This window comes from Mesorhizobium sp. B2-9-1 (genome assembly GCF_006439455.1).
In the GTDB taxonomy this organism is placed as follows: domain Bacteria; phylum Pseudomonadota; class Alphaproteobacteria; order Rhizobiales; family Rhizobiaceae; genus Mesorhizobium.
In genome coordinates, this window is record NZ_VFTP01000001.1 from 588854 (window position 1) to 613794 (window position 24941).

19 protein-coding genes and 1 pseudogene are annotated in these 24941 nt (G+C 63.5%); 10 read left to right on the top strand and 10 right to left on the bottom strand.

Translation table 11 applies throughout. The annotated features are described in order from the left end of the window. Nucleotides 1-234 precede the first annotated feature (234 nt). Both FJW05_RS02915 and FJW05_RS02920 read left to right on the top strand, forming a co-directional pair. On the top strand, nt 235-1302 hold the full coding sequence (locus FJW05_RS02915) for an aldo/keto reductase (protein WP_140627606.1): 1068 nt from the start codon (nt 235-237) through the stop codon (nt 1300-1302). A 35-nt stretch (nt 1303-1337) separates the two neighbouring features. Next, nucleotides 1338-2606 (top strand): cysteine desulfurase-like protein, encoded by a 1269-nt coding sequence (locus tag FJW05_RS02920; protein WP_140627607.1) that lies wholly within the window; start codon nt 1338-1340, stop codon nt 2604-2606. A 59-nt stretch (nt 2607-2665) separates the two neighbouring features. Here FJW05_RS02920 and FJW05_RS02925 read toward each other — a convergent pair whose 3' ends face one another. From FJW05_RS02925 to FJW05_RS02945, 4 genes are all read right to left on the bottom strand, one after another. Next, nucleotides 2666-3694 (bottom strand): histone deacetylase family protein, encoded by a 1029-nt coding sequence (locus FJW05_RS02925; protein WP_140627610.1) that lies wholly within the window; start codon nt 3692-3694, stop codon nt 2666-2668. A gap of 2 nt (nt 3695-3696) precedes the next feature. Then, nucleotides 3697-4200 (bottom strand): GNAT family N-acetyltransferase, encoded by a 504-nt coding sequence (locus tag FJW05_RS02930; RefSeq protein ID WP_140627612.1) that lies wholly within the window; start codon nt 4198-4200, stop codon nt 3697-3699. Between the two features lie 222 nt (nt 4201-4422). After that, a complete protein-coding gene (locus tag FJW05_RS02940; protein WP_140627615.1) occupies nt 4423-5805 on the bottom strand; it encodes an aspartate aminotransferase family protein in 1383 nt (460 codons plus the stop codon). 1 nt (nt 5806) lies between these two features. Further along, entirely contained in the window at nt 5807-7447 is a 1641-nt protein-coding gene (locus FJW05_RS02945; RefSeq protein ID WP_140627617.1) for a N,N-dimethylformamidase beta subunit family domain-containing protein, read from the bottom strand. A 141-nt stretch (nt 7448-7588) separates the two neighbouring features. Between FJW05_RS02945 and FJW05_RS02950 the strand changes: the two genes are divergently transcribed. From FJW05_RS02950 to FJW05_RS02965, 3 genes are all read left to right on the top strand, one after another. Beyond that, complete coding sequence (locus FJW05_RS02950) at nt 7589-7837, top strand: ParB N-terminal domain-containing protein (RefSeq protein ID WP_140627619.1); 249 nt, start codon at nt 7589-7591, stop codon at nt 7835-7837. A gap of 119 nt (nt 7838-7956) precedes the next feature. Next, nucleotides 7957-8352 (top strand): GFA family protein, encoded by a 396-nt coding sequence (locus FJW05_RS02955; RefSeq protein ID WP_140627621.1) that lies wholly within the window; start codon nt 7957-7959, stop codon nt 8350-8352. Nucleotides 8353-8622: 270 nt separating this feature from the next. After that, nucleotides 8623-8835, top strand: coding sequence for a hypothetical protein (locus tag FJW05_RS02965; protein WP_140542814.1), 213 nt, complete (start codon nt 8623-8625; stop codon nt 8833-8835). Between the two features lie 20 nt (nt 8836-8855). On the opposite strand, the gene FJW05_RS02970 is transcribed toward FJW05_RS02965, so the two are convergent. Then, entirely contained in the window at nt 8856-9785 is a 930-nt protein-coding gene (locus FJW05_RS02970) for a hypothetical protein (RefSeq protein WP_140627625.1), read from the bottom strand. Between the two features lie 205 nt (nt 9786-9990). Here FJW05_RS02970 and FJW05_RS02975 point away from each other — a divergent pair, with 205 nt between their 5' ends. From FJW05_RS02975 to FJW05_RS02985, 3 genes are all read left to right on the top strand, one after another. Next, entirely contained in the window at nt 9991-10863 is an 873-nt protein-coding gene (locus FJW05_RS02975) for an undecaprenyl-diphosphate phosphatase (protein WP_140627627.1), read from the top strand. A gap of 48 nt (nt 10864-10911) precedes the next feature. Next, complete coding sequence (locus tag FJW05_RS02980) at nt 10912-11697, top strand: phosphodiester glycosidase family protein (protein WP_140627629.1); 786 nt, start codon at nt 10912-10914, stop codon at nt 11695-11697. A gap of 152 nt (nt 11698-11849) precedes the next feature. Further along, the gene (locus FJW05_RS02985; RefSeq protein ID WP_140627631.1) at nt 11850-12968 is read left to right on the top strand and encodes a GH25 family lysozyme; all 1119 of its coding nucleotides are present in this window, start codon (nt 11850-11852) and stop codon (nt 12966-12968) included. 404 nt (nt 12969-13372) lie between these two features. On the opposite strand, the pseudogene FJW05_RS02990 reads toward FJW05_RS02985, so the two are convergent. Both FJW05_RS02990 and FJW05_RS02995 read right to left on the bottom strand, forming a co-directional pair. Then, nucleotides 13373-13735 (bottom strand): annotated as a pseudogene (locus FJW05_RS02990) (VOC family protein); the annotation flags it as partial. Nucleotides 13736-13797: 62 nt separating this feature from the next. Then, nucleotides 13798-14004 (bottom strand): type II toxin-antitoxin system HicB family antitoxin, encoded by a 207-nt coding sequence (locus FJW05_RS02995; RefSeq protein ID WP_140542809.1) that lies wholly within the window; start codon nt 14002-14004, stop codon nt 13798-13800. A gap of 112 nt (nt 14005-14116) precedes the next feature. On the opposite strand from FJW05_RS02995, the gene FJW05_RS03000 reads away from it, so the two are divergent. Further along, nucleotides 14117-15232: an Ldh family oxidoreductase gene (locus FJW05_RS03000; RefSeq protein WP_140627641.1), complete on the top strand. Its 1116-nt coding sequence runs from the start codon at nt 14117-14119 to the stop codon at nt 15230-15232. A gap of 278 nt (nt 15233-15510) precedes the next feature. Here FJW05_RS03000 and FJW05_RS03005 read toward each other — a convergent pair whose 3' ends face one another. Beyond that, nucleotides 15511-19287 (bottom strand): vitamin B12-dependent ribonucleotide reductase, encoded by a 3777-nt coding sequence (locus tag FJW05_RS03005; protein WP_140627643.1) that lies wholly within the window; start codon nt 19285-19287, stop codon nt 15511-15513. A gap of 711 nt (nt 19288-19998) precedes the next feature. Here FJW05_RS03005 and FJW05_RS03010 point away from each other — a divergent pair. Further along, nucleotides 19999-21372: a glutamate--tRNA ligase gene (locus FJW05_RS03010; RefSeq protein WP_140627645.1), complete on the top strand. Its 1374-nt coding sequence runs from the start codon at nt 19999-20001 to the stop codon at nt 21370-21372. Here the strand turns inward: FJW05_RS03010 and FJW05_RS03015 are convergent. Both FJW05_RS03015 and FJW05_RS03020 read right to left on the bottom strand, forming a co-directional pair. Next, nucleotides 21290-22495 carry a DUF2865 domain-containing protein gene (locus FJW05_RS03015; protein WP_246673199.1) on the bottom strand — a complete coding sequence of 402 codons (1206 nt, stop codon included), beginning with the start codon at nt 22493-22495 and terminating at the stop codon, nt 21290-21292. The genes FJW05_RS03010 and FJW05_RS03015 overlap by 83 nt on opposite strands. 119 nt (nt 22496-22614) lie before the next feature. Continuing rightward, on the bottom strand, nt 22615-24939 hold the full coding sequence (locus FJW05_RS03020) for an NADP-dependent malic enzyme (protein ID WP_140627651.1): 2325 nt from the start codon (nt 24937-24939) through the stop codon (nt 22615-22617). Nucleotides 24940-24941: the final 2 nt, after the last annotated feature.

A 24941-nucleotide genomic window follows, 5' to 3' on the forward strand; every position in this document is an offset into this window, starting at 1 on the left:
CAACGTAGAGTGCAACGGTGCAGAATTCTGTAATCGCTGCAACGCCTTAAGGTAACGGAATGGATTCTAGGGTCTGCGCGCGTCGCTTCGCTCCTTGCTCCGCCCTAGAATGACGAACTGACTGACGCTTCGGCCAATCTCGAAACTGGGCGACTTTGCAAAACGCAAGCGTTTTGCTTTATACTTGGACTTCCTCCCCGCGCTGTCCGCGCAACCTCCCGCCGGAGACATTTCATGCACAAACGCCGCCTCGGTCGGACCGATCTCCTTGTTTCGCAAATCTGTCTCGGTTCGATGACGTGGGGTCAGCAGAACACCGAGGCCGAAGGCCACGCGCAGATGGATCTGGCGTTCTCGCGCGGGGTGAATTTCATCGACACGGCCGAGCTTTACCCGATCCCGCCCAAGGCGGAGACGCAAGGGCGAACCGAGAGGATCATCGGCAGCTGGATGAAGGCCAACCGCAACCGCGACAAGATCATCCTTGCCTCGAAGGTGGTCGGCCGCACGGCCAATACGTGGTTCCGCGGCGATCGTCCGTCGAAGCTGGTCCGCGCCGACATCTTCGACGCGGTCGAGAAATCGCTGGCCAAGCTCGGCACCGACTATATCGACCTCTACCAGATCCACTGGCCGGACCGGGACATTCCGTGGGGTTCGAATCCGACGCGGATCGGAGCGGTGGCGCGCCGGGCCGATGCCGCAGCCGCGCCCGCAGACGAGACACCGGTTGCCGAGACGCTCGCCGTCTTCGATGAGCTGGTGAAAGCCGGCAAGATCCGCCATCTCGGCCTCTCGAACGAAAGCTCCTGGGGCGTCATGCGTTTCGTCTTCGAAGCAGAGAAGGGCGCCGGTCCGCGCGTTGCCTCGTTGCAGAACGCCTATAATCTCGTCAACCGCACCTTCGAGGTGAACCTTGCCGAAGTCTGCGAGCCCGAGGAGATCGCGTTTCTTCCCTATTCGCCGCTGGCGCAGGGTTATCTCACCGGAAAATACGATCATGGGGCGCGACCGCTGGGCTCGCGCTCGCAGCTCTTCAACCGAGGCCAGCGCTACGAGACGCCGAACGCGGCGGAGGTGCTGCTTCAATACAATGAGCTGGCGCGTTCCTTCGGCATGGAGCCGGCGCTTTTCGCCAACGCCTATGTGGCGAGCCGGCCGTTTGTGACGGCGAACATCGTCGGTGCCACCAGCGTTGCGCAGCTCGAGACGGCGCTGTCCTCGGTCGACGTCACCTGGACGGAAGAGATGCAGAAGGCGGTCGACGGCATCCACCAGCGTGTCGGCAATCCGTGTCCTTGAGCGGGAATCGTTTAGAAAACAAAGAGGTGGAGACGATGGCAGACTTTCCGATCGAGGCCGTGCGCCGCAGATTTCCGGCGCTTTCTCTGACTGACGAAGGCCATCGCCGCATCTATCTGGACAATCCCGCCGGCACGCAGGTGCCGCGAGCGGTGGCCGACGCAGTGTCCCGCTGCCTGCTGACGACCAATGCCAATCTGGGCGGTTTTTTTGAGACTACGGTCGCCGCACAAAAAGTGGTCGACGCTGCGCATGCCGCGATGGCCGATTTCCTGAACGCCGGAAGCGTCGAGGAGACCGTCATCGGCGCCAACATGACGACGCTGACCTACCACATGTCGCGCACGCTTGGCCGCACGATGAAGCCTGGCGACGAGATCATCGTCACGCGCATGGATCACGAGGGCAATGTCTCGCCCTGGCTGCAGCTTGCCGAGGATATCGGCCTGGTCGTGCGCTTCCTGCCGTTCGACGAGCGGAGCTGGCAGATTGAGGAAGCTGCGCTCAAGGCGCTGCTTTCGGAAAAGACGCGGATTGTCGCGCTGAACTATGCCTCCAATCTTACCGGCTCGATCAACCGGGTGAAGGCGCTGACGGCGATCGCCAGGCAGGCCGGCGCGCTGGTCTATGTCGATGCCGTGCAATTCGCGCCGCACGGGCTGATCGACGTGCAGGCGCTCGGCTGCGATTTCCTGATCTGCTCGGCCTATAAATTCTTCGGGCCGCATATGGGCATCTTATGGGGCCGCCGCGACGTCATCGACGCGCTCCAGCCTTACAAATGCCGCTGCTCGTCGAACGTCCTGCCCGAGCGGTTCGAGCTTGGCACGCCGCAGATCGAGCTGATGGCCGGGTTGACGGCGGCAATCGACTATTTCGCCGATCTCGGCGCTGCCGCCGGCGAGAGCGGGTCGCGCCGGCAGCGGATCGCCAAGGCGTTCGAGGTCTCGATCGCTTACGAGAACGCGCTGGCCCGAGAATTGATCGAGGGCCTGTCCGACATCGAGGGCCTGGTGATCCACGGCATCACCGATCCGGAACGCCTCGCCGAGCGGGTGCCGACCGTTTCCTTCACCGTCGAAGGCATCGCGCCGGAAACGATCGTGCGGCAGATGAATGCCGAGAACATCTTCGTCTGGTCAGGCCACAATTATGCGTGGGAGGTCGTCCACCAGCTCGGATTACCCGCCGAGCAGGGCGTCGTGCGCATCGGCATCGCGCATTACAACACGGCCGCCGAGATCGACGAGACGCTGGAGAGCGTGCATCGCGTGATCGCGATGCTGCGGCAGCAGCGTTCGTAGTCCTTTAGTTTTACGCAATTCCGGACGGAAAACCGCTACACACTTTCCTGGAATTGCTTCTAACCCTGCTTGCCGCCGAAGCCGGTGAGGAATGCGGTGAGGTTGTCGCCGAGCGCATCGCAGAGATAGCCGCCTTCCTGGACAATGACCGTCGGCAGGCCGAGCCCGGCTATCGCTTCGCCGATGCGCGAGAAGCCAGGCGTCGTCACCGACAGGCCGCCGAACGGATCGCCCTCGAAAGCGTCGAGGCCGAGCGCCACGACCAGCGCTTCCGGCGCGAAGGCGCGGATGCGCTGGAAGGCCGTCGCCAACGCTCCGAGAAAGGCCGCGTCGCCGGACTTGCGCGGCAGCGGCAAGTTGAGATTGTAGCCGAGGCCGGGACCTTCGCCGCGCTCGTCTGCATATCCCCAAAAGAACGGGTAGAAGCGCACCGGATCGGCGTGCAGCGAGACGGTCAGCACGTCGGGGCGGGCATAGAAGATCCCTTGCGTGCCGTTGCCGTGGTGGAGGTCGACATCGAGGATGGCGACGCGGGCGGCGTTCTTGCGCAGCACCTGCGCTGCGACGGCAGAATTGTTGATGAAGCAGAAGCCGCCGGCGACATCGGCGAAGGCATGATGGCCGGGCGGGCGGCAGAGCGCATAGGCTGAAGGCGCGCCGGCCATCACCGCTTCGGCAGCTTCCACCGCGCTCCAGGCGCTCCACAGCGCGCTGTTCCAGGTCTCGGCCGAAATAGGGCAGGCGGTGTCGGCCATGTGGTAGCCGGCCTGGCCGACAGCAGAGGCTGGATAAGAGCCGTTGCGGGCGATCGGGTGGATGTTCGGGATGACTTCCGCCGAGGCGCCTTCGATGCGCTGCCAGCGCGCAAAAATGTGCTCGAGGAAGTCGAGATATTCAGGCGTGTGCACCGCGGCGATCGGGCCAAGCCCATGATTGCCTGGACGTTCGATCGTCAAGCCGGTTGATCTTGCGCCGGCTAACAACCGTTCGATCCGCTCCGGCTTTTCCGGGTTGGGCTGCGGTGCCCCGCTGGAGAGGAAAGCCTTGGGATGATGGCGTTTCTGCTCCTCGGCATAGAAGGCTTTCATCGTCATTCCTCCCGCGTATCGGCAAAGGCGAAAAAGGCATCGCCGACGATTTTCTGCACCTGCTCGTAGCTCGACCGGCCGATGCCCAGTCTTTCGTAGAAAGCCTTGGCCGTCTCATTGTCGGTGTCGACGGACAGCCTCAGATAGCCACCGCCCGCCGCGCGGCACTCCTTCGCCACGCGTCTAAGCAGTTTTTCGCCGATGCGGCGGCCGCGGAAGCGATCCTCGACATAAAGGTCCTGCACATAGACGCCGGGACGGCCCATCCAGGTCGAGAAGATCGGAAAATGCAGGCAAAGCCCGGCGAACTCGCCGTCGATCTCGGCGATCAGGGTCGAGAAAGCGGGATTGGCGCCGAAGCCGTAGCGGCGCAGATCCTCGGGCGTCGAGGTGATTTCCTGATGCGCGCCGATATGGGTGCCGAGGCGCAGCAGGGCGGCATGGATGATTTCGACATCGTTGATGGTGCCAGGGCGGAGGGTGACGGCTTGCGAGGGATTGCTCACTGTGAGCGTGGCGCCCAGGCGCCCCCCTCTGGCCTGCCGGCCATCTCCCCCTCAAGGGGGGAGATCAGCAGCTTCGGCGCTGCCGCCGATTCTGCAACGCTGAAAATTGGCGAAATCGAAAAACACAGCTGATCTCCCCCCTTGAGGGGGAGATGGCCGGCAGGCCAGAGGGGGGTGCGAAGGATCGCAAGCATCTCAGATTGGCTTTGCCTCAAAACGCCACTATCCCTCCACCGGCAGATCGAGTTCCTCCGCCAGAGCCGCCAGCGAATCTCCGATGATGGAAATCATCTCGCCGATCTGGTTTCTGGTGATGATCATCGGCGGCGCCACCATGAAATTGTCGCCGTCGACGCCGCCCTTGACCTTGCGGCCGTAGATGATCAGGCCGCGCGCATAGGCGTGGTCGAGCAGGCGCTGCGTCGCCTTGCTGGCCGGGTCGATGGGCTTCAAAGTCTCGGGATCGGCGACCATTTCGGCGCCGGTGAGCAGACCCTTGCCGCGCACGTCGGCGATGAATGGGAAGCGCTTTTGCAAGCCTTTCAACTCTGCCATCAGCACGTCACCCATGGCAGCGGCGTTGGCGATGAGATCGAGCCGGTCCATCTCGCCGAGCACGGCGAGGCCGGCGGCGCAGGCGAGCGGATTGCCGGCATAGGTGTGGCCATGCTGGAAACCGCCGGAGGCCAGCAGCGGCTCGACCAGGCGCATCGGCGCGGCGAGGGCGCCGAGTGGCGCGTAACCCGAGCCCAGCCCCTTCGAGAGGGCGACGATGTCGGGCCTGCAGTTCCAGTGATCGCCGCCGAGGAACTTGCCTGTCCTGCCGGCGCCGCTCATCACTTCGTCATGAATCAGAAGAATGCCGTAGCGGTCGCAGATTTCGCGGATGCGCGGATAGTAGCTGTCGGGCGCGACAAGGGCTGCGGTCGCAGCACCGCCGACCGGCTCCATGATGAAGGCCAAAACGCTTTCAGGGCCTTCTGCGACAATCTTTTCCTCCAGCATGTCGGCATAGCGGATGCCGCGCTGTTCCATCGAAAGGTTGTCGCGGTCGCGCCAGGCGGTCGGCGCGGGCACCGTCGGCATCACCCGCATCATCGGCGTGAAGGTCTCGGCGAGCGCATCGTCGCCGGTGACGGAAAGCGAGCCCAGCGTGCCGCCATGATAGGAGGGGAAGCGGGCGATCACCTTCCAGCGCTTCGGCTGGCCGGTGGCGACCGCCCATTGGCGGGCAAGCTTGATGCAGGATTCGGTCGCTTCGGAGCCACCCGAAACGAAGAAGATGCGATCCATGCCTTCGGGCAGCTTGCCGGCCAGCGCGCGCGCCAGCTCTTCGGCGGGCTCGTTCTCGAAATGCAGCCGGTAGGCGAAGGTGGTCTTGTCCATCTGCCGCTTCATGGCGTCGAGCACGTTGCGGTTGGAATGGCCGATATTGGCGACCATCGGCCCGCTCGAGCCGTCGATGAAGCGGCGGCCGTCCTTCGTCCAGAAATAGATGCCCTCGGCGCGATCGACGACCGGCCGGCGCAGGCTGGAGAGGTAGAACAGATGCGACGGCGGCCGCGCTTCGGCCTCTGCTATGGGCTGGACTTCCGGTTTCGACATGTCAGGACTTTCCGAGGTAACGGTCGAGAATATTTTTGGTCACGCGTTCGACCATCGCGTCCTGCCTTAGCAGGCCGGCGACCCATTCGCAGCTTCCGGCATGGAACACCTCGCCTTTGCCGCGCGGGAAATTGACGATCATGCCGTTGCCGCGCTTGACCTTGTCGAGATTGGCGTCGCTCGCCTCGCCGAACAACGTCTCGGCGGTGAAGCGTCCGTCCTCGTCGGTGAGGAACTGGTCCTCGATCGGGATGTCGGCGCTTTCCTCGACCTGGCTCGCCATGCCGACCGCCAGCACCTGCAAGCCGTCCGGCGCGCCGCTGGTCGCGGTCGGGTAGGGCAGGCCGCCGCGGATCTCGAAGTCGAGCCCGTCGACCTCATAGCCATAGACATGGCTGTCGGCGCCGAGCAGGTCGCCATAATAGATGCCGGTGCCAGCGAAGGCCCAGTGCTCGGGACGGTAGACCGGGAAGCCGCGCACGCCGCGCGGCGCGCAGCCGCCCCAGCCGGCATAGACGCCTCGCGTCGCATTGAGGCCGAAGGTGGCGCTGCCTGGACGGCCGATCTCAGGCGCTTCCCAGGAATTGGTGGCGCGGGTGACGTCGCCGCCGCGATAGGCGGGGTCTTCCGCGCGTGCCTTGTATTTGTAGCAGACCTGGCGGCGGCCTTCGTCCTCCAGCCTCGTCTGCCACATGAAATTGCCGGCGAAGCGCGCCGCATGCCCGCCGCGCTCGACATAATTGTCGACGGCGTCGCGCATCTCCCAGGTCCAGTATTCGTCGTGGCCGACGAAGACGACACAGTCATAGCCGTCGAGGATTTCGGGCGAGAAATGCAATTCGTGCTGGCTGGCGAGATCGACCTGATAGCCGGCGCGTTCGGCGAAGCGGAAGAAATGGCTGTCAAAGCTCGCCCAGCCTGAAGAGGCGTATTTCTTCGAATGTCCCGTGGCGAAGGCCCATTCCATATGCGGATAGCGTGGCACGGTCTTCGGCGGCACCGCCACTTCCAGCGGCACGCGCGGCGCGTCCTTGGGCAGCACCACGAAGCCGCGGCACCAGGGGCGCTGCGTCGATACCGTGGTGGCGTATTGATCGCGATTGGGGCCGGTGATGCCCTGGTAGTGGTTCGAGCCGCCCCAGGTGTTGTAAGCGAGCCAGGTGCCGGTAGCGGCGACCTGCAGCAGGCGGCTCGCTTTTCGGCCAGGCAGGGGTGTGACGATGAAGAGATGGTGGCTATGGGTCGGCGTGCCGTCGCGGCCTTCGGCCGAGAGGGTCGCGCGGTAGGCGCCGGACGGCCAGTCGTCGCCGACGCGGAATTCGAACGAGGCCTCCCAGCCGCAGCCTTCGACCGAGCATTGGTCGGGCGTATCCTGCCAGCGCGCCGACAGGCCCGCGCCCTCGAAGACTTTTATTTCGCCGTCGCCGTCGCGGATGACGGCAAGGCTGAATTGCGGCACCGACGCGCTGACGAAGAGCGTTACCGTCTCGCCCGGACGATAGGAAAACCGGTCGCTGTAGCCCCAGATCTCGCCGCTGGAACCATCCATGCCCGGCCATTCAAAGTAATGGCCGCGCACCGCCTCGCGGCGCTGCTCGGGCGTCAGCCCGAAATCGGGGAATTCGGTGGGCAGTTGCGTCAAGGAACACCTGAGATCACGACGCCGTCATTGAGACCATTGGCCGGCCAAGCGTCAAATGGAAAGCATCGGGCCAGGGGCGCTTGGCCGCCGCCGGCAAACCAACTATTCATGCTGAGGCGACATTCTCGCCGAGGAGCCGACATGCTGCGTGTGCAAAAGGTCAAAATCGACGACATCTATGTGCCGACGGCACGGCGTAAGACGCTGCATCCCGAAACCGTGCGCCATCTTGCCGAGGATATTCTCGAAAACGGCATGAAGACGCCGATCCAGGTGCGGCACGACGGAAAGCGCCACGTTCTGGTCGAAGGGTTGCACCGGCTCGAAGCCGCGAAATGGCTCGGTGAGACCATGATCGACGCCTATCTCGTGCAGGCCAAGCGCCACTGATTTCTCGTTCGCGTCGGGCCCATCAGCGTTAGCGATCGCCTTCCATCAATGCTTTTTGATTGACGCTGCCGTACGGGCGGTTAGAGCGTCCCGACATTCCGCGAACGGGATCCTTTACCATGACCAAGTATGAGGGCGGATGCCTTTGCGGCGCGGTGCGCTACAGGGCCGAGGCCGAGCCGATCAACGAACGCGTCTGCCATTGCCGCATCTGCCAGAGAGCGATCGGCGCCGCCTTCAATGCGCGCGTTCTGTTTCGCATCGACGACGTGACCATCGAAGGACCGGTGGCGACGATCAATTCCACGCCAGACCTCAAGCGCGGCTTCTGTCCGGTTTGCGGCACGACTTTGTTCTCACGCCGCGATTCCAGGGGCATTCTCGGCGTCACCTCCGGCTCGCTCGACGACCCGTCGCTGTTCAAGCCGGACATGCATTTCTGGACCGCCTCGAAGCAGCCCTGGGTGATGCTCGACGATGGCCTGCCGCAATATGAAGGCGCGCCGCCGGCGTAGCTTCTTCCTTCTCCCCTTGTGGGAGAAGGTGGATCGGCGCGTAGCGCCGAGACGGAAGAGGGGTGTTCCAGCGGAGTGAGACGTTGGCTTTCCCTGGAGCACCCCTCATCCGGCCGCTTCGCGGCCACCTTCTCCCACAACAAGGGGAGAAGGAAAAACTGCACAAAAATTTCATCTTCGATTCACGAGATAGCCGGCAAAGCGTCATTGGCGGGCCATCATTGGCTGCCTATCTAAGCGCCTTGCGGGAAGGCATCGAGGAGGCGACGGATGAGCGAGAGCATCAACACCCTGGACGAGCTTTTGAACGACCCGATGGTCCAACTCGTGATGGCGCGCGACCGCGTGCGCCCGGCCGAGCTTCGCCTGCTTCTGGAAAAGGCTCGCGAGAGGGCGAGCGAGGATTCCCGCATCGATCAGGCTTCGGTGCCGCCAGCGCATGTGGTGGCAAGAGGCTGCCTGAAGCAGTGGTTGTACCGCTGAGGCAATTCGAGGGAAATTGGTCAGCTCGAATTCGCGGGCAAGTAACTGTAATGGCTACGCAAATAGGCGAGCTTGAAGCCGAGCCGGTCGTAGTTGCGATAGGCCGGCCCGTCGCGGTCGGGGCGCGGCGCCTCGATATCGGCGACAAACAGTTTCGCGCCGGCGGCTATGCCGTCGCGGACCAGCCTTTCGCCAAGCATGGCGTCAAGATCGAAGCTCGGCGCCATGATGCCCGGCACCGGCGCGTCGATGCCGCTCCAGGCGGCCCCGTCTGAGATGAAGAGCGAGCGCACGGCGGCGACCGCGCCCCTGCGTTTCAGCATGTAATGATGCCAGCCCTTGCGGCCGACAAGCGCCATCAGCCAGGGCGAGGTAGGGAGCCTGTATTTGGCATCGATGAAAGATGCCCACTCCGAAGCTGTCCTGGGCGTGACCTCCTCGATCATCAGATCGTCAACCGGGATCAGCGGGTCGCCCGTGAAAAGCGGTTCGTCCGGCAGCGACGTCGCGTCGCGATAGATGCGCTCCCAGCCGCCTTGCTGCTGCATCCCGCGCGCTTCCAGCCAGCATCTCAGCCGCGACGGCTCGGTATGCGGGTTGGTATAGAACCAAGGCCGCATGACGCCGGCCGCGCGGTAGTGCGCGAGCAGCGCGTCGACCTGTTCTTCCGTCGCCGACCCATCGACGCCGATATTCTTCACGCAGTTGAAATGGATAAACGGGATCGTCGTGCAGGTGGTCCACACAAGGTCGCCGTCTCTTGCGATCGAAAGCCCGTGCCGCGCCGCGAAGTCCGCCGGCGCCGCTTCGTAGAGGTCGAGCCAGGCGGCGACGTCGGCGCGTTCGATGGCGCGGCTGAAATCGCGCGACACCGCCTCGATCGCGATGTCCGGGACGTGCGTTTGCGGCGGCACCGCTGGTTGCAGTTCCGAGAGGGCGGCTGTCGACATCGTGATGCTCCTCCAAATTTGCCTTACAGTGTAAGATTAGCGGATGATAATGTGGAGGCGGCCATTGTCAAGCAAGATTAGCGGCACCTTACAAATCCGTGAGTTGGAATCACGCTATCGTGAGGCTAAGCCTGTCCTCCAGGCTTTTCGAATGACGATTCACTTTTTGCCCCCAAAATGATTGGGGCACGGGGAAAGGACCGGGATGACCGACGTCTGCACTCAAGGACTGGATACCGGCTTTGTCGGCCTGGGTTATGCCAAGGTGGCATTTCTCGGCATCGTGCAAGGCATCACCGAATTGCTGCCGATTTCGTCCACGGCGCATATGCGCATCGTGCCGGCCGTTCTCGGCTGGCAGGACCCCGGTTCGGCTTTCTCCGCCGCCATGCAACTGGCGGCGCTGGCGGCGGTGGTCAGCTATTTCTGGAGCGATGTCAGGGACGTGCTGTTCGGTTCGGTTGCGGCGATCTCGCGCCGCGATTTCGGCGACCGCCATTTCCGCCTGGCGATCAGCATCGTGCTTGCCACCGTCCCGATCGTCATTGTGGGCCTCGCGCTTTCGGGCGTGCTCAACGCCTGCAATTCGCCGCTGCGGGGGCTGGCCGTCATCGGCTGGGCCTGTATCGCCATGGCGATCCTTTTGGCGCTCGCCGAGATCTTCGCCAGTCATAAGCTCGTGCTGCGCCAGGCATCGATCCTCGACGCGCTGCTGGTGGGCGTCGCTCAGGTCGGCGCGCTTATTCCCGGCGTCTCGCGCTCTGGCTCGACGCTGACGGCGGCGATGGGACTGGGCTTCGCCCGGCCAGAGGCGGCGCGTCTCTCTTTCCTGCTCGGCCTGCCGGCCATCGCGCTGGCCGGCCTCAAGGAACTCTATGAACTGCACAAGGTGCATCTCGACGCGCATGGCTGGTCGATCCTGGCCGTCGGCCTTGTCGTCGCCTCGATCTCGGCTTTCTTCGCGATTTGGGGGCTGATGCGCGTGCTCGAGCGCTTCTCCGCCTGGCCGTTCGTCATCTATCGCGGCCTGCTCGGCGTGGTGCTGCTGATCGGCGTCGCGACCGGCTGGCTTGTGTAGAGGTCTCGGCCCACTCCGCTATATCGACGCCGACGCCCGGGTGCGCTGATGGATCTGGTGACTCTGCTGCAATCCGTGCCGTTGCTGGCGACGCTGGTGAAATCGGCGGCGCCGGCGGCAATTGGCGCCGGCATGGGCCTCGGCCAATGGCTGGCGGTGCTGCCGCCGTGCCGCAATCAGGTTTTTGAGAACGCGACCTATCTGGTCTGCGAGGCCGATCCCAAGCATTTTTCCATCGAGCTGTTCTGGAAGAACAAGGACGGCGATCTCTACCGATCGCTGCACAATCTGCGCAGCGCGCAGCAGGCGACGGGGCGCACCATGCTCTTCGGCATCAATGCCGGCATGTATCATCCGAACCTCGCGCCGGTCGGGCTCTATGTCGAGCGCGGCGAGCAGGTCACGCCCGCGAAGACGGGATCGGGCACCGGCAATTTCTCCATGCAGCCCAACGGCATCTTCTATCTCAGCGCCGGCAGTGCCGGCGTTCGCGCGACCAAGGATTACCTGAAGCGCCCGCCGCGTGTCGACTATGCCACGCAGTCCGGGCCGATGCTGGTCATCGACGGCAAGCTGCATCCGAAATTCCGTTACGACGGCACCTCGCGCAAGATCCGCGATGGCGTCGGCGTGCGCGCCGACGGGGTCGCGGTCTTCGCGATCTCGAACGATGTCGTTACTTTCCACGAATTCGCGCGGCTGTTCCGCGACCGGCTCGGCTGCCCGAACGCGCTCTTCCTCGATGGCTCGATCTCGAGCCTCTATGCGCCCGGCATCGGCCGCAACGACGATTTCTGGAATCTGGGGCCGATGATCGGCGTGTTCAGGCGCTAGCCAAGAAGCTCGCCTCGGCACCATCCCGAATCATCCGCTCGCGCCAAAAGTAAATTTTGATTCAAACTTTGTTGGTAATTTCTCATTAGGAATGGCGTTTCCGGCGGCGCTGTCCCTGCCTTCGGTCTGTTTTGTTTTGCGTACAGGTCAAGATGCGGATTTTTGGCGTCGTCAGTTTCGTGCTCGCATCGCTTTGCCTTGCCGGCTGCTCGTCCACGTCGGGCGTCGATGCCTTGCAGATGCCGTCCAACGAGACGACGAGCTCGGTCGTGCGGCCGAGCTCGCCGGTGTCGAAGGGCGCGAGGACAGCCGTCACCGAAAGAACCGTCGAGACCGCATCGATGTCGGGCGCCGCGCGCATCAAGCCGCCGGCGCCGTTGCTCGACGAAAACAATGCCATCCCCGACGACGAGAATTCGCGCCCCTTCGGCCTTGCCGAGGAGGAGACGGTGAACTTCCCGGCGGCCGATCTGCCGGACAGCGTCGAGCCGCCGGTGCAGGAGGCAGCGCTAGTCTCGCCGCCGAAGCGACTGTCGCGCGCTGCGCCCGCCATGCTCGCCGGTCCGGTCACCCGCTATGCGTTCCGCGACGCCAAGCCGATCAATTTCGGCCGTTCCTCGCCGCGCCACCTTGCCGTTCACGGCGTCGACGTCTCGCGCTGGCAGGGCAACATCAACTGGCAGAAGCTACGCGCCCAGGGCGCCAATTTCGCCTATATCAAGGCGACCGACGGCGGCGACCATCTCGACCCGATGTTCATGAAGAACTGGCGCAACGCCGATGCCGCCGGGCTGAAGCGCGGCGCCTATCATTTCTTCTACTGGTGCCGCACCGCCGGCGAGCAGGCCGACTGGTTCATCCGCAACGTGCCGAAGGTCGACGGCGCGCTGCCGCCGGTCATCGACGTCGAGTGGAACGGCGAGTCCTCCTGCAAGCGGCGGCCTTCGCGTGAAAAGGTGCTGGAAAAAATGCAGGTGTTCATGGACAGGCTGGAGCGCCACTACGGTCAGCGGCCCATCATCTACACCAGCCCCGACTTCTATCGCGACAACCTGCGCGGCGCCTTCCAGGACTACCCATTCTGGCTGCGCGCGGTGGCGGCGCACCCGTCAAAGGTTTATCCGGGCCGCAGATGGCTGTTCTGGCAGTATTCCGGCTCCGGCCTGTCGCATGGCGTCAGCGGCCGCATCGACCTCAACGTCTTCCATGGCGACGAGCGCCAATGGCGCGCCTGGCTGGGCGGCGGGCAGATGATAGCCGACGCGGATTGAGGGCTCTTTCCCTTCTCCCCTTGTGGGAGAAGGTGTCGCCGAAGGCGACGGATGAGGGGTGCTCCAGCTTGACGGAAACCTTTGCCGGCTTGGGGCGCTGCAGCATGATCGCCAGCGTCTCACTCCGCTGGAACACCCCTCATCCGTCTCGGCGCTGTCGCGCCGATCCACCTTCTCCCACAAGGGGAGAAGGAGAGGGCGCGCGTCCTCCGCGTTCGTCATTCTCGGGCTTGACCCGAGAATCCATGCCGTGACCCTTATCGCAGCGCGCAACGGTGCAGAATTCTGAACCCGCTGCAACGCTTCAGAGTCACGGAATGGATTCCAGGGTCTGCGCGCGTCGCTTCGCTCCTTGCTCCGCCCTGGAATGACGAAGCGGAGGTTTTGCCGCCACCTACCCCCCCGTTGATCATCGCCTCGATATTATAACCATCGGGGTCGAGCACGAAGCAGGCGTAGTAATGCTCCGCATAATCCGGACGCGGCCCGGGCGCGCCATTGTCCGCCGCGCCCGCTTCGAGCGCCGAGCGGTAGAACGCATCCACCTCCGTCTTGCTCTTCACCCGGAAGGCGACATGCAGATGGGTGAGCGGCGGCTTCTCGCCCGTGCTCTGGATCTCGAACAGGCAGCCATTGCCGACATCGAAGGCCCAGAACACGCCTTCCTTGCCGAAGGACAGGCGATATCCCAACGGCGAAAAGGCCTTTTCGTAGAAGAGCTTGCTCTTCTCGAGGTCGTTCACTTCGATGGTGATGTGGTCGATCATTGTCGGTCAATGGGTGCGTTTGGCAGCGAGGCCTTACCCAGGGTCGGCGTGGCTGGCGGCAGCTATGCCTCTACATACTCGGCCAGGCTGACGCCTTTCGGCACACCCAGTCCGTCGGCACGCAGACTTTCGATGTGGAAGCGGATCGCATCACGGATTTCGGTTTCCACTTCAGCTACCGTCGCTCCGGTAGCGATGCAGCCTGGCAGGTCGGGCACATATGCGGAAAAGTTATTTCCGGCTTTTTCGATGATCACAGCATAAAGCATTGCGCTATTTCCGTTCACATATAGTAGGCTCCGTTGGTGGGCCGACGGTTTCATCCGTGCGATCGGCGACGGCGCCGTCCGTTGTTCGCCGCTTATCTTTGCTGAAATCTGTTTGATCGCCGACGATGACTGGAACAAAGACTGGGTTTGTAATATGGAAACCTTCGAAAATGTCCAAATTCGTCACGCAGCCTTAGAGGCATTCTGCAGCCTTGTTTTGCAAAGCCATGGTGCTTCGGAGTCCGCTGCCGCGGCCTGTGCCCGGGCACTGTCGGAAGCATCGCTTCGCGGTGTTGATACCCACGGTGTGCGTCTCCTCCCGCTTTATGTTCAGTGGATCAAGGGTGGGCGACTGAATACGTCCGCCAATATCAAATACTCGAAAGTCGCGCCAGGCTTGGGCGTTGTGGATGCAGACGGTGGGTTCGGTCATGTCGCTAGCTACCGCGCGGTTAATGAAGCGATCGTGCTCGCGAAAGAGACCGGTATTGGAGCCGTTGCCGTCCACCGCACGTCACACCATGGCGCCACAGGGACATACGCTCTCCATGGTGCGTCCCAGGGTTTCGTAACCTTCGGTTTCACGCAATCCGGTCCAGGTGTTGTCGCGCATTCCGGACGAGAGCCTTTCCATGGAACGAATCCGATTGCCTTCGCGGTTCCGCTTGAACGCGAAGAACCCGTGCTGCTGGACATGGCGACAAGCTCTATCCCTCTCAACCGGATATACCTCAGGCGCGATACCGGCACTCAATTGCCAGAGGACGTCGCGGTTGATCAAGAGGGGCGGATGACGACCGATCCGCATCGTGCGGTATCCCTACTACCGCTGGGAGGGGTCGAATATGGATACAAAGGCGCCGGACTGGCAACAATGGTTGAGTTGCTATGCACGATGTTCACGGGCAGCGCTGCAGCCGTTACCTTGCCGGCTTTAAATGATGTCAGCAGGGGCCAGCCCAGCCCATTAGGTCACTTTTTCTTGGTGCTGGACGGAGCACGCTTTCGCGGTATGGCACCGCTGCTGGAAGTCGCTTCAAGTCTCGTCACTAAGCTTCGTGCTTGTGAGAGCGTCGCCGGCGGCCAAGTTATGGCGCCGGGCGATCCCGAAAAACTTGAAAAAATGCGACGGTCCGAAACTGGCGTGCTGGTCGACCGTGCGACTTGGCTGCGGCTCAGTGAACTGGCGAACGAAAAGGCTTTGCCAGTTCCGGCAACGCTTGCGTAGCAAGGCCGGTTAATCAGGAACCAAGCACCGGCTTACCCGTCGCGACCGTCGATAACAGTGTGATAGATTCAAAAGTGTCTTCGTCCGAAGCAGAACTCCATACTGGATGGAATGCAATCCAACTCCAGCAAAGTCTGCATAACCATTCGTCGCTCGTTCTCCAATCTGAAGCCTTGAGCTTGAAAAAGATCTGATATCGCGTCGAGTCCATTTCCAATGAAAGTCCTGCGCCCTGAGCGCGGGACTAATTAGCCGTAGAAGGAATTTCGCGAAGCTTTTCAGCTGCACCCGCTCGTGCTTCCACAAGTGTCGCACTTCTCGCAGGTGCCGTTCCGCACCATGGTGAAGTTGTGGCACTCCGAGCATTCGTTGCCGGTGTAGCCCTGGAGAAGCGATTGCTGGCGCCTTGTCGCGGCGAGCTTCTTCGCCTCGGCCGCCTCATTGGCGGCAGCGTCGGTGAACAGGGCCTCGGCGCCGCCGGCGGCCTCGGCTTCTTCTTCCACCATATCCTCGGCCAGTTCCCTGGCGCGCTCCTCATAGTCGCGCTTGTAGGCGATGGCCTCGTCGCTCGCCGGCTTCAGCGCCAGCACGTTCGAGCCTGAGAAGGCGGTGGGTGCCGCGCGGGCAGGGGCGGTCGACGGCCCAGAGCCGCCGAAACCCTTCGGGTCAGAACCCGCAGCGGACACCAGCTTCACCGGCGAGGCGCCGCGATAGAGGCCCTTGGAGAAGGGCGTCGCCTTGCCTTCGGTGATGCCGCGGCCGAGCGCGGTCTTGTCGAAGTCCGACTGGTCGACATGGGCGAGGTCGTGGCGGCCGAGATAGGAGACGGCGAGCTCACGGAACACATAGTCGAGGATCGACGTCGCGTTCTTGATCGCGTCGTTGCCCTGCACCATGCCGGCCGGCTCGAACTTGGTGAAGGTGAAGGCCTCGACATATTCATCGAGCGGCACGCCGTATTGCAGGCCGAGCGAGATGGCGATGGCGAAGTTGTTCATCATCGCGCGGAATGCGGCGCCCTCCTTGTGCATGTCGATGAAGATCTCGCCCAGGCGGCCGTCGTCGAATTCGCCCGTCCGGAGATACACCTTGTGGCCGCCGACGACGGCCTTCTGGGTGTAGCCCTTGCGGCGGTTCGGCAGTTTCTCGCGGTCGCGGTAGAGCCGCTCGATGACGCGCTCGACGATCTTTTCCGTCACCTGCACGGCGCGCTGCGCGGCGGGCGCCGCGATCAGCTGCTCGACCGCCTCGTCCTCGTCCTCGTCGTCATCGACGAGCAGCGAGGCATTGAGCGGCTGCGACAGTTTCGAGCCGTCGCGATAAAGCGCGTTGGCCTTCAGCGCCAGCTTCCAGGACAGCATGTAGGCGTTCTTGGCGTCCTCGACTGTCGCCTCGTTCGGCATGTTGATGGTCTTGGAGATGGCGCCCGAGATGAAGGGCTGCGCTGCCGCCATCATCAGGATGTGGCTGTTGATCGAGAGCGAGCGCTTGCCGATCTTGCCGCAGGGGCTGGCGCAGTCGAACACCGGCAGGTGCTCGGCCTTGAGGAAGGGCGCGCCTTCCAAGGTCATCGCACCGCAGACATGGATGTTGGCTGCGTCGATGTCCTTCTTCGAGAAGCCGAGAGCCGGCAGCATCTCGAAGGAGATGTCGCCGAGCTGCTCGTCGGTGAAGCCGAGCGTCTCCTTCACCCAGTCGGCGCCGAGCGTCCACTGATTGAACACGAACTTGATGTCGAAGGCCGATTTCAGCGCCGCATTCAGCGCCGCGATCTTCTCGTCGCTAAAACCCTTGGCCTTCAGCGAGGAGGGGTTGATACCGGGCGCCTGGTTGAGATTGCCGTGGCCGACCGCATAGGCCTCTATCTCGGCGATCTGGCTTTCGGAATAGCCCAGCGTGCGCAGCGCTTCCGGCACGGCGCGGTTGATGATCTTGAAATAGCCGCCGCCGGCGAGCTTCTTGAACTTCACCAGCGCGAAGTCGGGCTCGATACCGGTTGTGTCGCAATCCATGACGAGGCCGATCGTGCCGGTCGGCGCGATGACGGTTGCCTGCGCATTGCGGTAGCCATGTTCCTCGCCGAGCTCGATGGCGCGGTCCCAGGCGGCGCGGGCATGCTCGGCCAGCGCCTGCTGCTTCAGGTCGGAGACGACCAGCGGCACCGGGTTGACGGCGAGCTTCTCGTAGCCGTCCTTGTCGCCGTAAGCGGCGCGGCGGTGATTGCGCATGACGCGCAGCATGTTCTGGGCGTTGCGGTCATAGTCCGGGAAGGCGCCGAGCTCGGCGGCCATTTCGGCCGAGGTCGAGTAGGCGACGCCGGTCATGATGGCGGTGAGCGCGGCGCAGATGGCGCGGCCCTCGTCGGAGTCGTAAGGAATGCCCGAGGTCATCAGCAGGCCGCCGATATTGGCGTAGCCGAGGCCGAGCGTGCGGTAGTCGTAGGAGAGCTTGGCGATCTCCTTGGACGGGAACTGCGCCATCATCACCGAGATTTCGAGCACGACGGTCCACAGCCGAACGGTATGCTCGTAAGCGGCGATGTCGATCGTGCCGTCTTCGCGGCGGTAGGGCAAAAGGTTGATCGAGGCGAGGTTGCAGGCCGTGTCGTCGAGGAACATGTATTCCGAGCACGGGTTGGAAGCCCGGATCGCACCGGCGGAGGCGCAGGTGTGCCAGTCGTTCATCGTCGTGTTGAAGTGCAGGCCCGGATCGGCGGAAGCCCAGGCGGCATAGCCGATCTTTTCCCAAAGGTCGCGCGCCTTCAGCGTCTTCAGCACCTTGCCGTCCTTGCGGGCGGTGAGCTGCCAGTCGCCATCGGCCTCGACGGCGCGCAGGAAGTTGTCCTTCAGCGACACCGAATTGTTGGAGTTCTGGCCGGAGACGGTGAGATAGGCGTCCGAATCCCAGTCGGTGTCGTAGGTCTTGAACGACATCGAGGTGTAGCCCTGGCGGGCGAACTGGATGACGCGGTAGATGTAGTTCTCCGGCACGGAGTCCTTCTTGGCCGCCTTGATCTCGCGCTTCAGCGCGGTATTCAGCGCCGGGTCGAAGCAGGCGTCGTCATGGCCTTCGCAATTGACGCAAGCCTTCATGATGGCTTCGAGATGCTTCTTGACGATCTTGGAGCCGGTCACCAGCGAGGCGACCTTCTGCTCCTCATTGACCTTCCAGTCGATGAAGTCCTCGATGTCCGGGTGGTCGGCGTCGACGATGACCATTTTCGCCGCGCGGCGCGTCGTGCCGCCCGACTTGATGGCGCCCGCCGCGCGGTCGCCGATCTTGAGGAAGCTCATCAGGCCGGACGAGCGGCCGCCGCCGGAAAGTTTTTCGCCCTCACCGCGCAGCATCGAGAAGTTCGAGCCGGTGCCGGAGCCGTATTTGAACAGGCGCGCTTCACGCACCCACAGGTCCATGATGCCGCCCTCGTTGACGAGGTCGTCCTGCACGCCCTGAATGAAGCAGGCATGCGGCTGCGGATGCTCGTAGGAGGACTTCGACTTGGTCAGCTTGCCGGTAAAGGGGTCGACATAGAAGTGGCCCTGGCTCGGGCCGTCAATGCCATAGGCCCAGTGCAGGCCGGTGTTGAACCATTGCGGCGAGTTCGGCGCGACGCGCTGGGTGGCGAGCATATAGGCGAGCTCGTCGCGGAAGGCGCGCGCGTCATCCTCGGACTTGAAGTAGCCGCCCTTGTATCCCCAGTAGGTCCATGTGCCGGCGAGGCGATCGAAAACCTGGCGGGCATCGGTTTCCGAACCATAGCGCTCGGCCTCGGGCAGCTTGGCGAGCTCGGCCTCGTCGGCGACCGAACGCCACAGGAAGGAGGGAACGTCGTTCTCCTCGACCTTCTTCAGGCGCGCCGGCACGCCGGCCTTGCGGAAATACTTTTGGGCCAGGATATCAGCCGCAACCTGGCTGAACTGCGCCGGCACATCGATATTGTCCAGGCGGAACACCACCGAGCCGTCGGGATTCTTGATCTCCGACAAAGCCTTGCGGAATTCGATCTCCGCATAGGCGGACTGATCTGGCTTGGTGAAACGACGCTCGATGCGCATTGGTCCCGTTCCTTTGTGTCTATATATAGCGCCTTTCCCAAGGGATTGCTGCCCCACATGGCGAAAAGCGCAGTCCGCCGTTTGCCGGCATCGCGGGCGACGCCGACACTCTCCTGGTCGCGGGCGCCACCATGCAGACAAGCAAACGCCTTTCCAGGCGCTTACCCAGGTTGCCGGCCGACCCGCGGGTCCCTCGAACTGAAACTTTTGTCGATTCCCTCCGTAGAGGGAGGTTCACACTATCTAGCGTCGAGCCTGCCTGCAAACACTAAATATAGTGTTAACAGATCATTTTTTCCAGGCCGACAATTCTCCCTTTCGCCCACCCAAGCCCTAACGATCCCAACGCTTCCGCCGGCCTCGTGAACAGGCGGAAATCCGGGCAAAACGCACAAAATCCGGGAAAAAAGACCGGCCTCAGAACTCTCCGGTCGCGCCCGCTACAGGAGCGCATGGCCTATAAAAAGCGACTCGTTCCGACCCGTCAAGGATTCGTTTGCGTAGCTTTTATGACCCCAACATCTTGTGTGTCACATATGTGGATAACGGGGACATAAGAAGCCCGGCTTTGCAGGCACTTGACGCGGTGACCGGCCAGGCGGGCAGCCGTGTCGGGCCGATGGCTTTTCATTTTAGCTGGCTTGCACTATCTGTTGCGTTCGCGCGGGGGCGCGCCTTGTCAACACCAAAAGCATCCGCTACGCCCCGCTCATGACAGTTACCGTACGTTTTGCCCCATCGCCGACCGGCCGCATCCATATCGGCAATGCGCGCACCGCGCTGTTCAACTGGCTTTTCGCCTTGAACAACAAGGGCCGTTTCATCCAGCGCTTCGACGACACCGACATTGCCCGCTCGACGCAGGAATATGCCGATTCCATTCTTTACGACCTGCATTGGCTGGGCATCTTCCCGGATGTCACCGAATACCAGTCGCGCCGCTTCGAGATTTATGACGCGGCGGTCGAGCGGCTGAAGGCGGCGCGGGTGCTTTATGCCTGCTACGAGACGCCGGAGGAGCTTGACCTGCGCCGCAAGGTGCGCCGCACGCGCGGCCTGCCGCCGGTCTATGGCCGCGAGGCGCTGATGCTGACGCCGGAGCAGGTGGCCGAATACCAGTCGGATGGCCGCCGGCCGCATTGGCGCTTCCTGCTGCCCAACTACACCAACGACCCGCTGCAGCCCGAGCGCACCGAGGTGCGCTGGAACGACCTGGTCCGCGGCGAGGAGACGGTCGACCTCGCCTCGCTGTCGGATCCTGTCCTGGTGCGCGAGGACGGCACCTATCTCTACACGCTGCCCTCGGTGGTCGACGACATCGAGATGGGTGTCAGCCATGTCATCCGCGGCGACGACCATGTCACCAACACCGGCGTGCAGATCGCCATCTTCAAGGCGCTGGGCGCCGAGCCGCCGGTCTTCGGCCACCACAACTTGCTCACCACCGTGTCGGGCGAGGGGCTGTCGAAGCGCACCGGCGCGCTGTCGATCGAAAGCCTGCGCGAGGACGGCATCGAGCCGATGGCCGTCGCTTCGCTGGCGGTGCTCGTCGGCACGTCGGAAAATGTCACCGCCGCGCATGATCTCAGCGAGCTTGCCGGCCATTTCGATCCGGCGGCGACGTCCAGGTCCGCCTCCAAATTCGACCCGGACGAGCTCTTCGTGCTCAACCGCACGCTGATGCATCGCATGTCGTTCGAGGAAGCGCGCGACCGGCTGATGGTGCTGGGGATTTCCGGCGACAAGGCCGAGCCGTTCTGGATTGCGGTGCGCGGCAATCTCGACCGCCTGTCGGACGCCGTCGCGTGGTGGCGTATCCTGAGCGAGGGTCCGCAGGAACCGGCGGAATTTTCCGGCGAGGACCGTGACTTCCTCAATCAGGCGTTCGACGTTCTCCCCGATGAGCCGTGGAACGGCACGGTGTGGAAGGACTGGACCGGCAAGATCAAGGAAGCCACCGGCCGCAAGGGCAAGCCGTTGTTCATGCCGCTGAGGTTGGCCCTTACCGGGCGGACTTCGGGGCCGGAGCTTTCAGATCTATTGCCGCTGATGGGTCGGGAAGGAACGCTGGCCCGACGACCCTGACTTTGCGCTGATCGGGCGGCAGCGCCGAGACCGGCGACACCGGCACCTTGGTGATCAGCCGCCTGATCGCGTCCTGGTCAAGCCTGCCTTCGGCATTGGCGAGTGTTTCCGGATCGGCGCCCGGATCGGGTTTGACCGCCGGCTTCGGAATGAAAGGCGCTGCCCCGCCGTTCGGCTGCGACTGTTCGGGATCGGGCGGGTTGCCGCCGATGATCGTGAAATTGCCGGCCTGCGCGTTGCAGCCGCAGGTGGGCGGGCGCGAATAATTGGCCTGTTTGTAGAGATAGGCGGTCGGCAGCTCGCTATAGGGTTGACCTGTCGCCGACGAGGTCATCGAGCCAGAGTCGTCGTCCATTCCGCGCGAATAGAAGACCTGCATCTCGGTACCTGGGCAGCTCGACTCGCAATTCTTCTGGTCGCGCTCGAAGTCGCCGATGGAAGCGGCATTCGACATCGGGAAGAAATAGCCGTCGCAGGTGCGCACGCACATCGTATGGAACTCGCCGCCCAGCCGGGGCAGGTCCATGCCGTCCGGCTGGTTGATGACGCGGCGGATGTTGCGCACGCTCGGATCATCGGGCGGCACGTCCGCCGAGCCCGGCATATCGGGGGTGTCGGGTGTTTCGAGCTGCTGGTCCTGGCGGCCGAAAAGCTGCTCGAACAGCTTGCCGCCGCCATTGTCGCGGGCCGCCTCCCGAAGCGGCGCGCGGCGCGGCGCGATCTCGTCGTCGCGGCAGCCATTGGCATCGAGCGCCGCCAGGATGCGGCTGCGGTCGCGCCGCGTGCCGCCGGCGGCCAGCCGCTCGCGCTTGGCCTGCAAGGTGTCCAGATTGGCGTTCATGCGCTCAATCGAGGCGTTGATCGCCGCGCATTGGCTGACATTGCGCGAAAACAGCGTGAAGCCGCAACCGGCGTCGCTTGCCCGGCCGCGGGCCTTGGCAAGCTGCTCGCGCTGCCTGGCGATCGCGTCGTCATATCTGCGCACGATGCCGGGGCCTCCGCCACCACCGCGGGCGGTGGCGAGTTCAGCTTCGAGCTGCCGGCATATGCGAGAGGCGGCCTGGGACTCAGCGACGGCGACAGCGGAACCTGCAAGCGCTGCAAGCAGCGTCGCAAGATGCATCAGCTTCAGCCCCTTCATCCGCCTGGAATCCCGATTGCCCGTGGCCGGAAGACTATCGCGTTCGTGGTTAACTGTTCCCTAGTGTGCAACCCGACACAATTGCGCTTTGGCGCGCCGCCTCAATTCAGGTCGACCAGCGCCTGCGCCTTGTGCGCCGCCTCGACCACCGCAAGCGCGGTCATGTTGACGACGCCGCGCGAGGTTACAGACGGCGTCAATATATGCGCGGGCTTGTCGGTGCCGAGCAGGATCGGCCCGACATGCAGCGCGTCCATCATGGCGCGCAAAGCCGTCAGCGTGATGTTGGCCGAATCGAGGTTCGGGAAGACCAGAAGATTGGCTTCGCCCTTCAGCCGCGAATGCGGATAGACGCGCTGGCGCAGATGCTCCGACAGCGCGGTATCGGCATGCATCTCGCCGTCGCACTGCAAGCCGGGCGCGATGCGGCCGAGGATTTCCGCCGCGCGGCGCATCTTCAGCGCGCTCGGGGAATCGCGCGAGCCGAAATCCGAATGCGACAGAAGCGCTGCCTTCGGCTCGATGCCGAAGCGCTGGATTTCCTCCGCCGCCAGCACCGTCATTTCGGCGATCTCCTCCGCCGTTGGATCGACCGAGACATGCGTGTCGGTGAGGAAGATGATGCCGCGCTGGGAGATCAGCATCGACAGCGTCGACAGGTCCCGATCCTTGATGCCGGCGCGAGGCCCGATGATCAGCGCGACATTGCGCAGATGCCGTTCGAAGCGGCCTTCGAGGCCGCAGACCATGGCGTCCGCGTCGCCGCGCTTCAGCGCCAGGGCCGCAATCACCGTGTTGTCGGTGCGCACCATGGTGCGGGCGGCCTCCGTCGTTATGCCGCGCCGGCCGGCCAATTCGATCAAGAGGTCGACATAATGGCGGTAACGCGGATCGTCCTCCGGATTGATCAGGGCGAAATCGACACCCGGACGGATGCGCAGGCCGTAACGCTTCAGCCTGACCTCGACCACATGCGGGCGGCCGATCAGGGTCGGTTCGGCGATGCCTTCCTCCAGCACCACTTGCGCGGCGCGCAGCACGCGCTCGTCCTCGCCGTCGGCATAGATGACGCGCTTGGCGCTCGAGGTTTTGGCGGAGGAGAACACCGGCTTCATCACCAAGCCGGAGCGGAAGACGAAGCGGTTGAGCTTGTCGATATAGGCGGTGAAGTCGGCGATCGGCCGCGTCGCGACGCCGGTGTCGCAGGCAGCCTTCGCCACCGCCGGCGCGATGCGCAGGATAAGGCGCGGATCGAAGGGCGAGGGGATCAGGAAATCGGGGCCGAAAATCGGCGTCTCGCTGGAATAGGCGCGCGCCGCGACATCCGAAGGCTCCTCGCGGGCAAGAGCGGCGATCGCCCGCACGGCCGCCATCTTCATCTCCTCGTTGATGGCGCTGGCGCCGCAATCGAGCGCGCCGCGGAAGATGTAAGGAAAGCACAGCACGTTGTTGACTTGATTGGGAAAATCCGAGCGCCCGGTGCAGATCATGGCGTCCGGCCGCGCGGCGCGCGCCACTTCCGGCATGATCTCGGGATTGGGATTGGCCAAAGCCAGGATCAGCGGTTTCGGCGCCATGTGCTGCAGCAGCTCCGGCTTCAGCACCCCGGCGGCGGAAAGGCCGAGAAAGACGTCGGCGCCGGAGATGACGTCGGCCAGCGTGCGCGCCTCGGTATCCTTCACATAGGGGTCTTTCCAGCGATCCATCTCCTCGACGCGACCCTTATGGGCGACGCCGAACCGGTCGGTGACCCAGATGTTTTCCACCTTGGCGCCGAGCGAGACCAAAAGGTTGAGGCAGGCGAGCGCCGCCGCACCCGCGCCGGACGTGACGATCTTGATGTCGGAAATCGTCTTGCCGGCCAATTCCAGCCCGTTGAGCACCGCGGCTGCGACGATGATCGCGGTGCCGTGCTGGTCGTCGTGGAAGACCGGAATGCCCATGCGGGCTTTCAGCCGCTCCTCGACCTCGAAACATTCAGGCGCCTTGATGTCCTCGAGGTTGATGCCGCCGAAGGTCGGCTCGAGCGCTGCCACCGTCTCGACCATCCGCTCGATCTCCGGCGCGTCGATCTCGATGTCGAAGACGTCGATGCCGGCGAACTTCTTGAACAGCACCGCCTTGCCTTCCATGACCGGCTTGGAGGCGAGCGGGCCGATATTGCCGAGCCCAAGCACGGCGGAGCCGTTGGAGACGACGCCGACGAGATTGGCGCGGGCGGTGTAGTCGGCGGCGGTGGCGGGATCGTCGCGGATCTCAAGGCAGGGCGCTGCCACGCCCGGCGAATAGGCAAGCGCCAGGTCGCGCTGGTTGCCGAGCGGCTTCGTCGCCTGGATCTCGAGCTTTCCCGGCGTCGGGTGCTTGTGAAAGAAGAGGGCGGCCTCGTCGAGGTCCGACCGGGCCGTTTTCTTGTTCTCGCCGTCCATCC

Bases quoted from the DNA above. Each gene is read 5' to 3' on its own strand.
- FJW05_RS02915 (WP_140627606.1), top strand. From the start codon at position 235: ATGCACAAACGCCGCCTCGGTCGGACCGATCTCCTTGTTTCGCAAATC.
- FJW05_RS02920 (WP_140627607.1), top strand. From the start codon at position 1,338: ATGGCAGACTTTCCGATCGAGGCCGTGCGCCGCAGATTTCCGGCGCTT.
- FJW05_RS02925 (WP_140627610.1), bottom strand. From the start codon at position 3,694: ATGAAAGCCTTCTATGCCGAGGAGCAGAAACGCCATCATCCCAAGGCT.
- FJW05_RS02940 (WP_140627615.1), bottom strand. From the start codon at position 5,805: ATGTCGAAACCGGAAGTCCAGCCCATAGCAGAGGCCGAAGCGCGGCCG.
- FJW05_RS02950 (WP_140627619.1), top strand. From the start codon at position 7,589: ATGCTGCGTGTGCAAAAGGTCAAAATCGACGACATCTATGTGCCGACG.
- FJW05_RS02955 (WP_140627621.1), top strand. From the start codon at position 7,957: ATGACCAAGTATGAGGGCGGATGCCTTTGCGGCGCGGTGCGCTACAGG.
- FJW05_RS02965 (WP_140542814.1), top strand. From the start codon at position 8,623: ATGAGCGAGAGCATCAACACCCTGGACGAGCTTTTGAACGACCCGATG.
- FJW05_RS02970 (WP_140627625.1), bottom strand. From the start codon at position 9,785: ATGTCGACAGCCGCCCTCTCGGAACTGCAACCAGCGGTGCCGCCGCAA.
- FJW05_RS02975 (WP_140627627.1), top strand. From the start codon at position 9,991: ATGACCGACGTCTGCACTCAAGGACTGGATACCGGCTTTGTCGGCCTG.
- FJW05_RS02980 (WP_140627629.1), top strand. From the start codon at position 10,912: ATGGATCTGGTGACTCTGCTGCAATCCGTGCCGTTGCTGGCGACGCTG.
- FJW05_RS02985 (WP_140627631.1), top strand. From the start codon at position 11,850: ATGCGGATTTTTGGCGTCGTCAGTTTCGTGCTCGCATCGCTTTGCCTT.
- FJW05_RS02995 (WP_140542809.1), bottom strand. From the start codon at position 14,004: ATGCTTTATGCTGTGATCATCGAAAAAGCCGGAAATAACTTTTCCGCA.
- FJW05_RS03005 (WP_140627643.1), bottom strand. From the start codon at position 19,287: ATGCGCATCGAGCGTCGTTTCACCAAGCCAGATCAGTCCGCCTATGCG.
- FJW05_RS03010 (WP_140627645.1), top strand. From the start codon at position 19,999: ATGACAGTTACCGTACGTTTTGCCCCATCGCCGACCGGCCGCATCCAT.
- FJW05_RS03015 (WP_246673199.1), bottom strand. From the start codon at position 22,495: ATGCATCTTGCGACGCTGCTTGCAGCGCTTGCAGGTTCCGCTGTCGCC.
- FJW05_RS03020 (WP_140627651.1), bottom strand. From the start codon at position 24,939: ATGGACGGCGAGAACAAGAAAACGGCCCGGTCGGACCTCGACGAGGCC.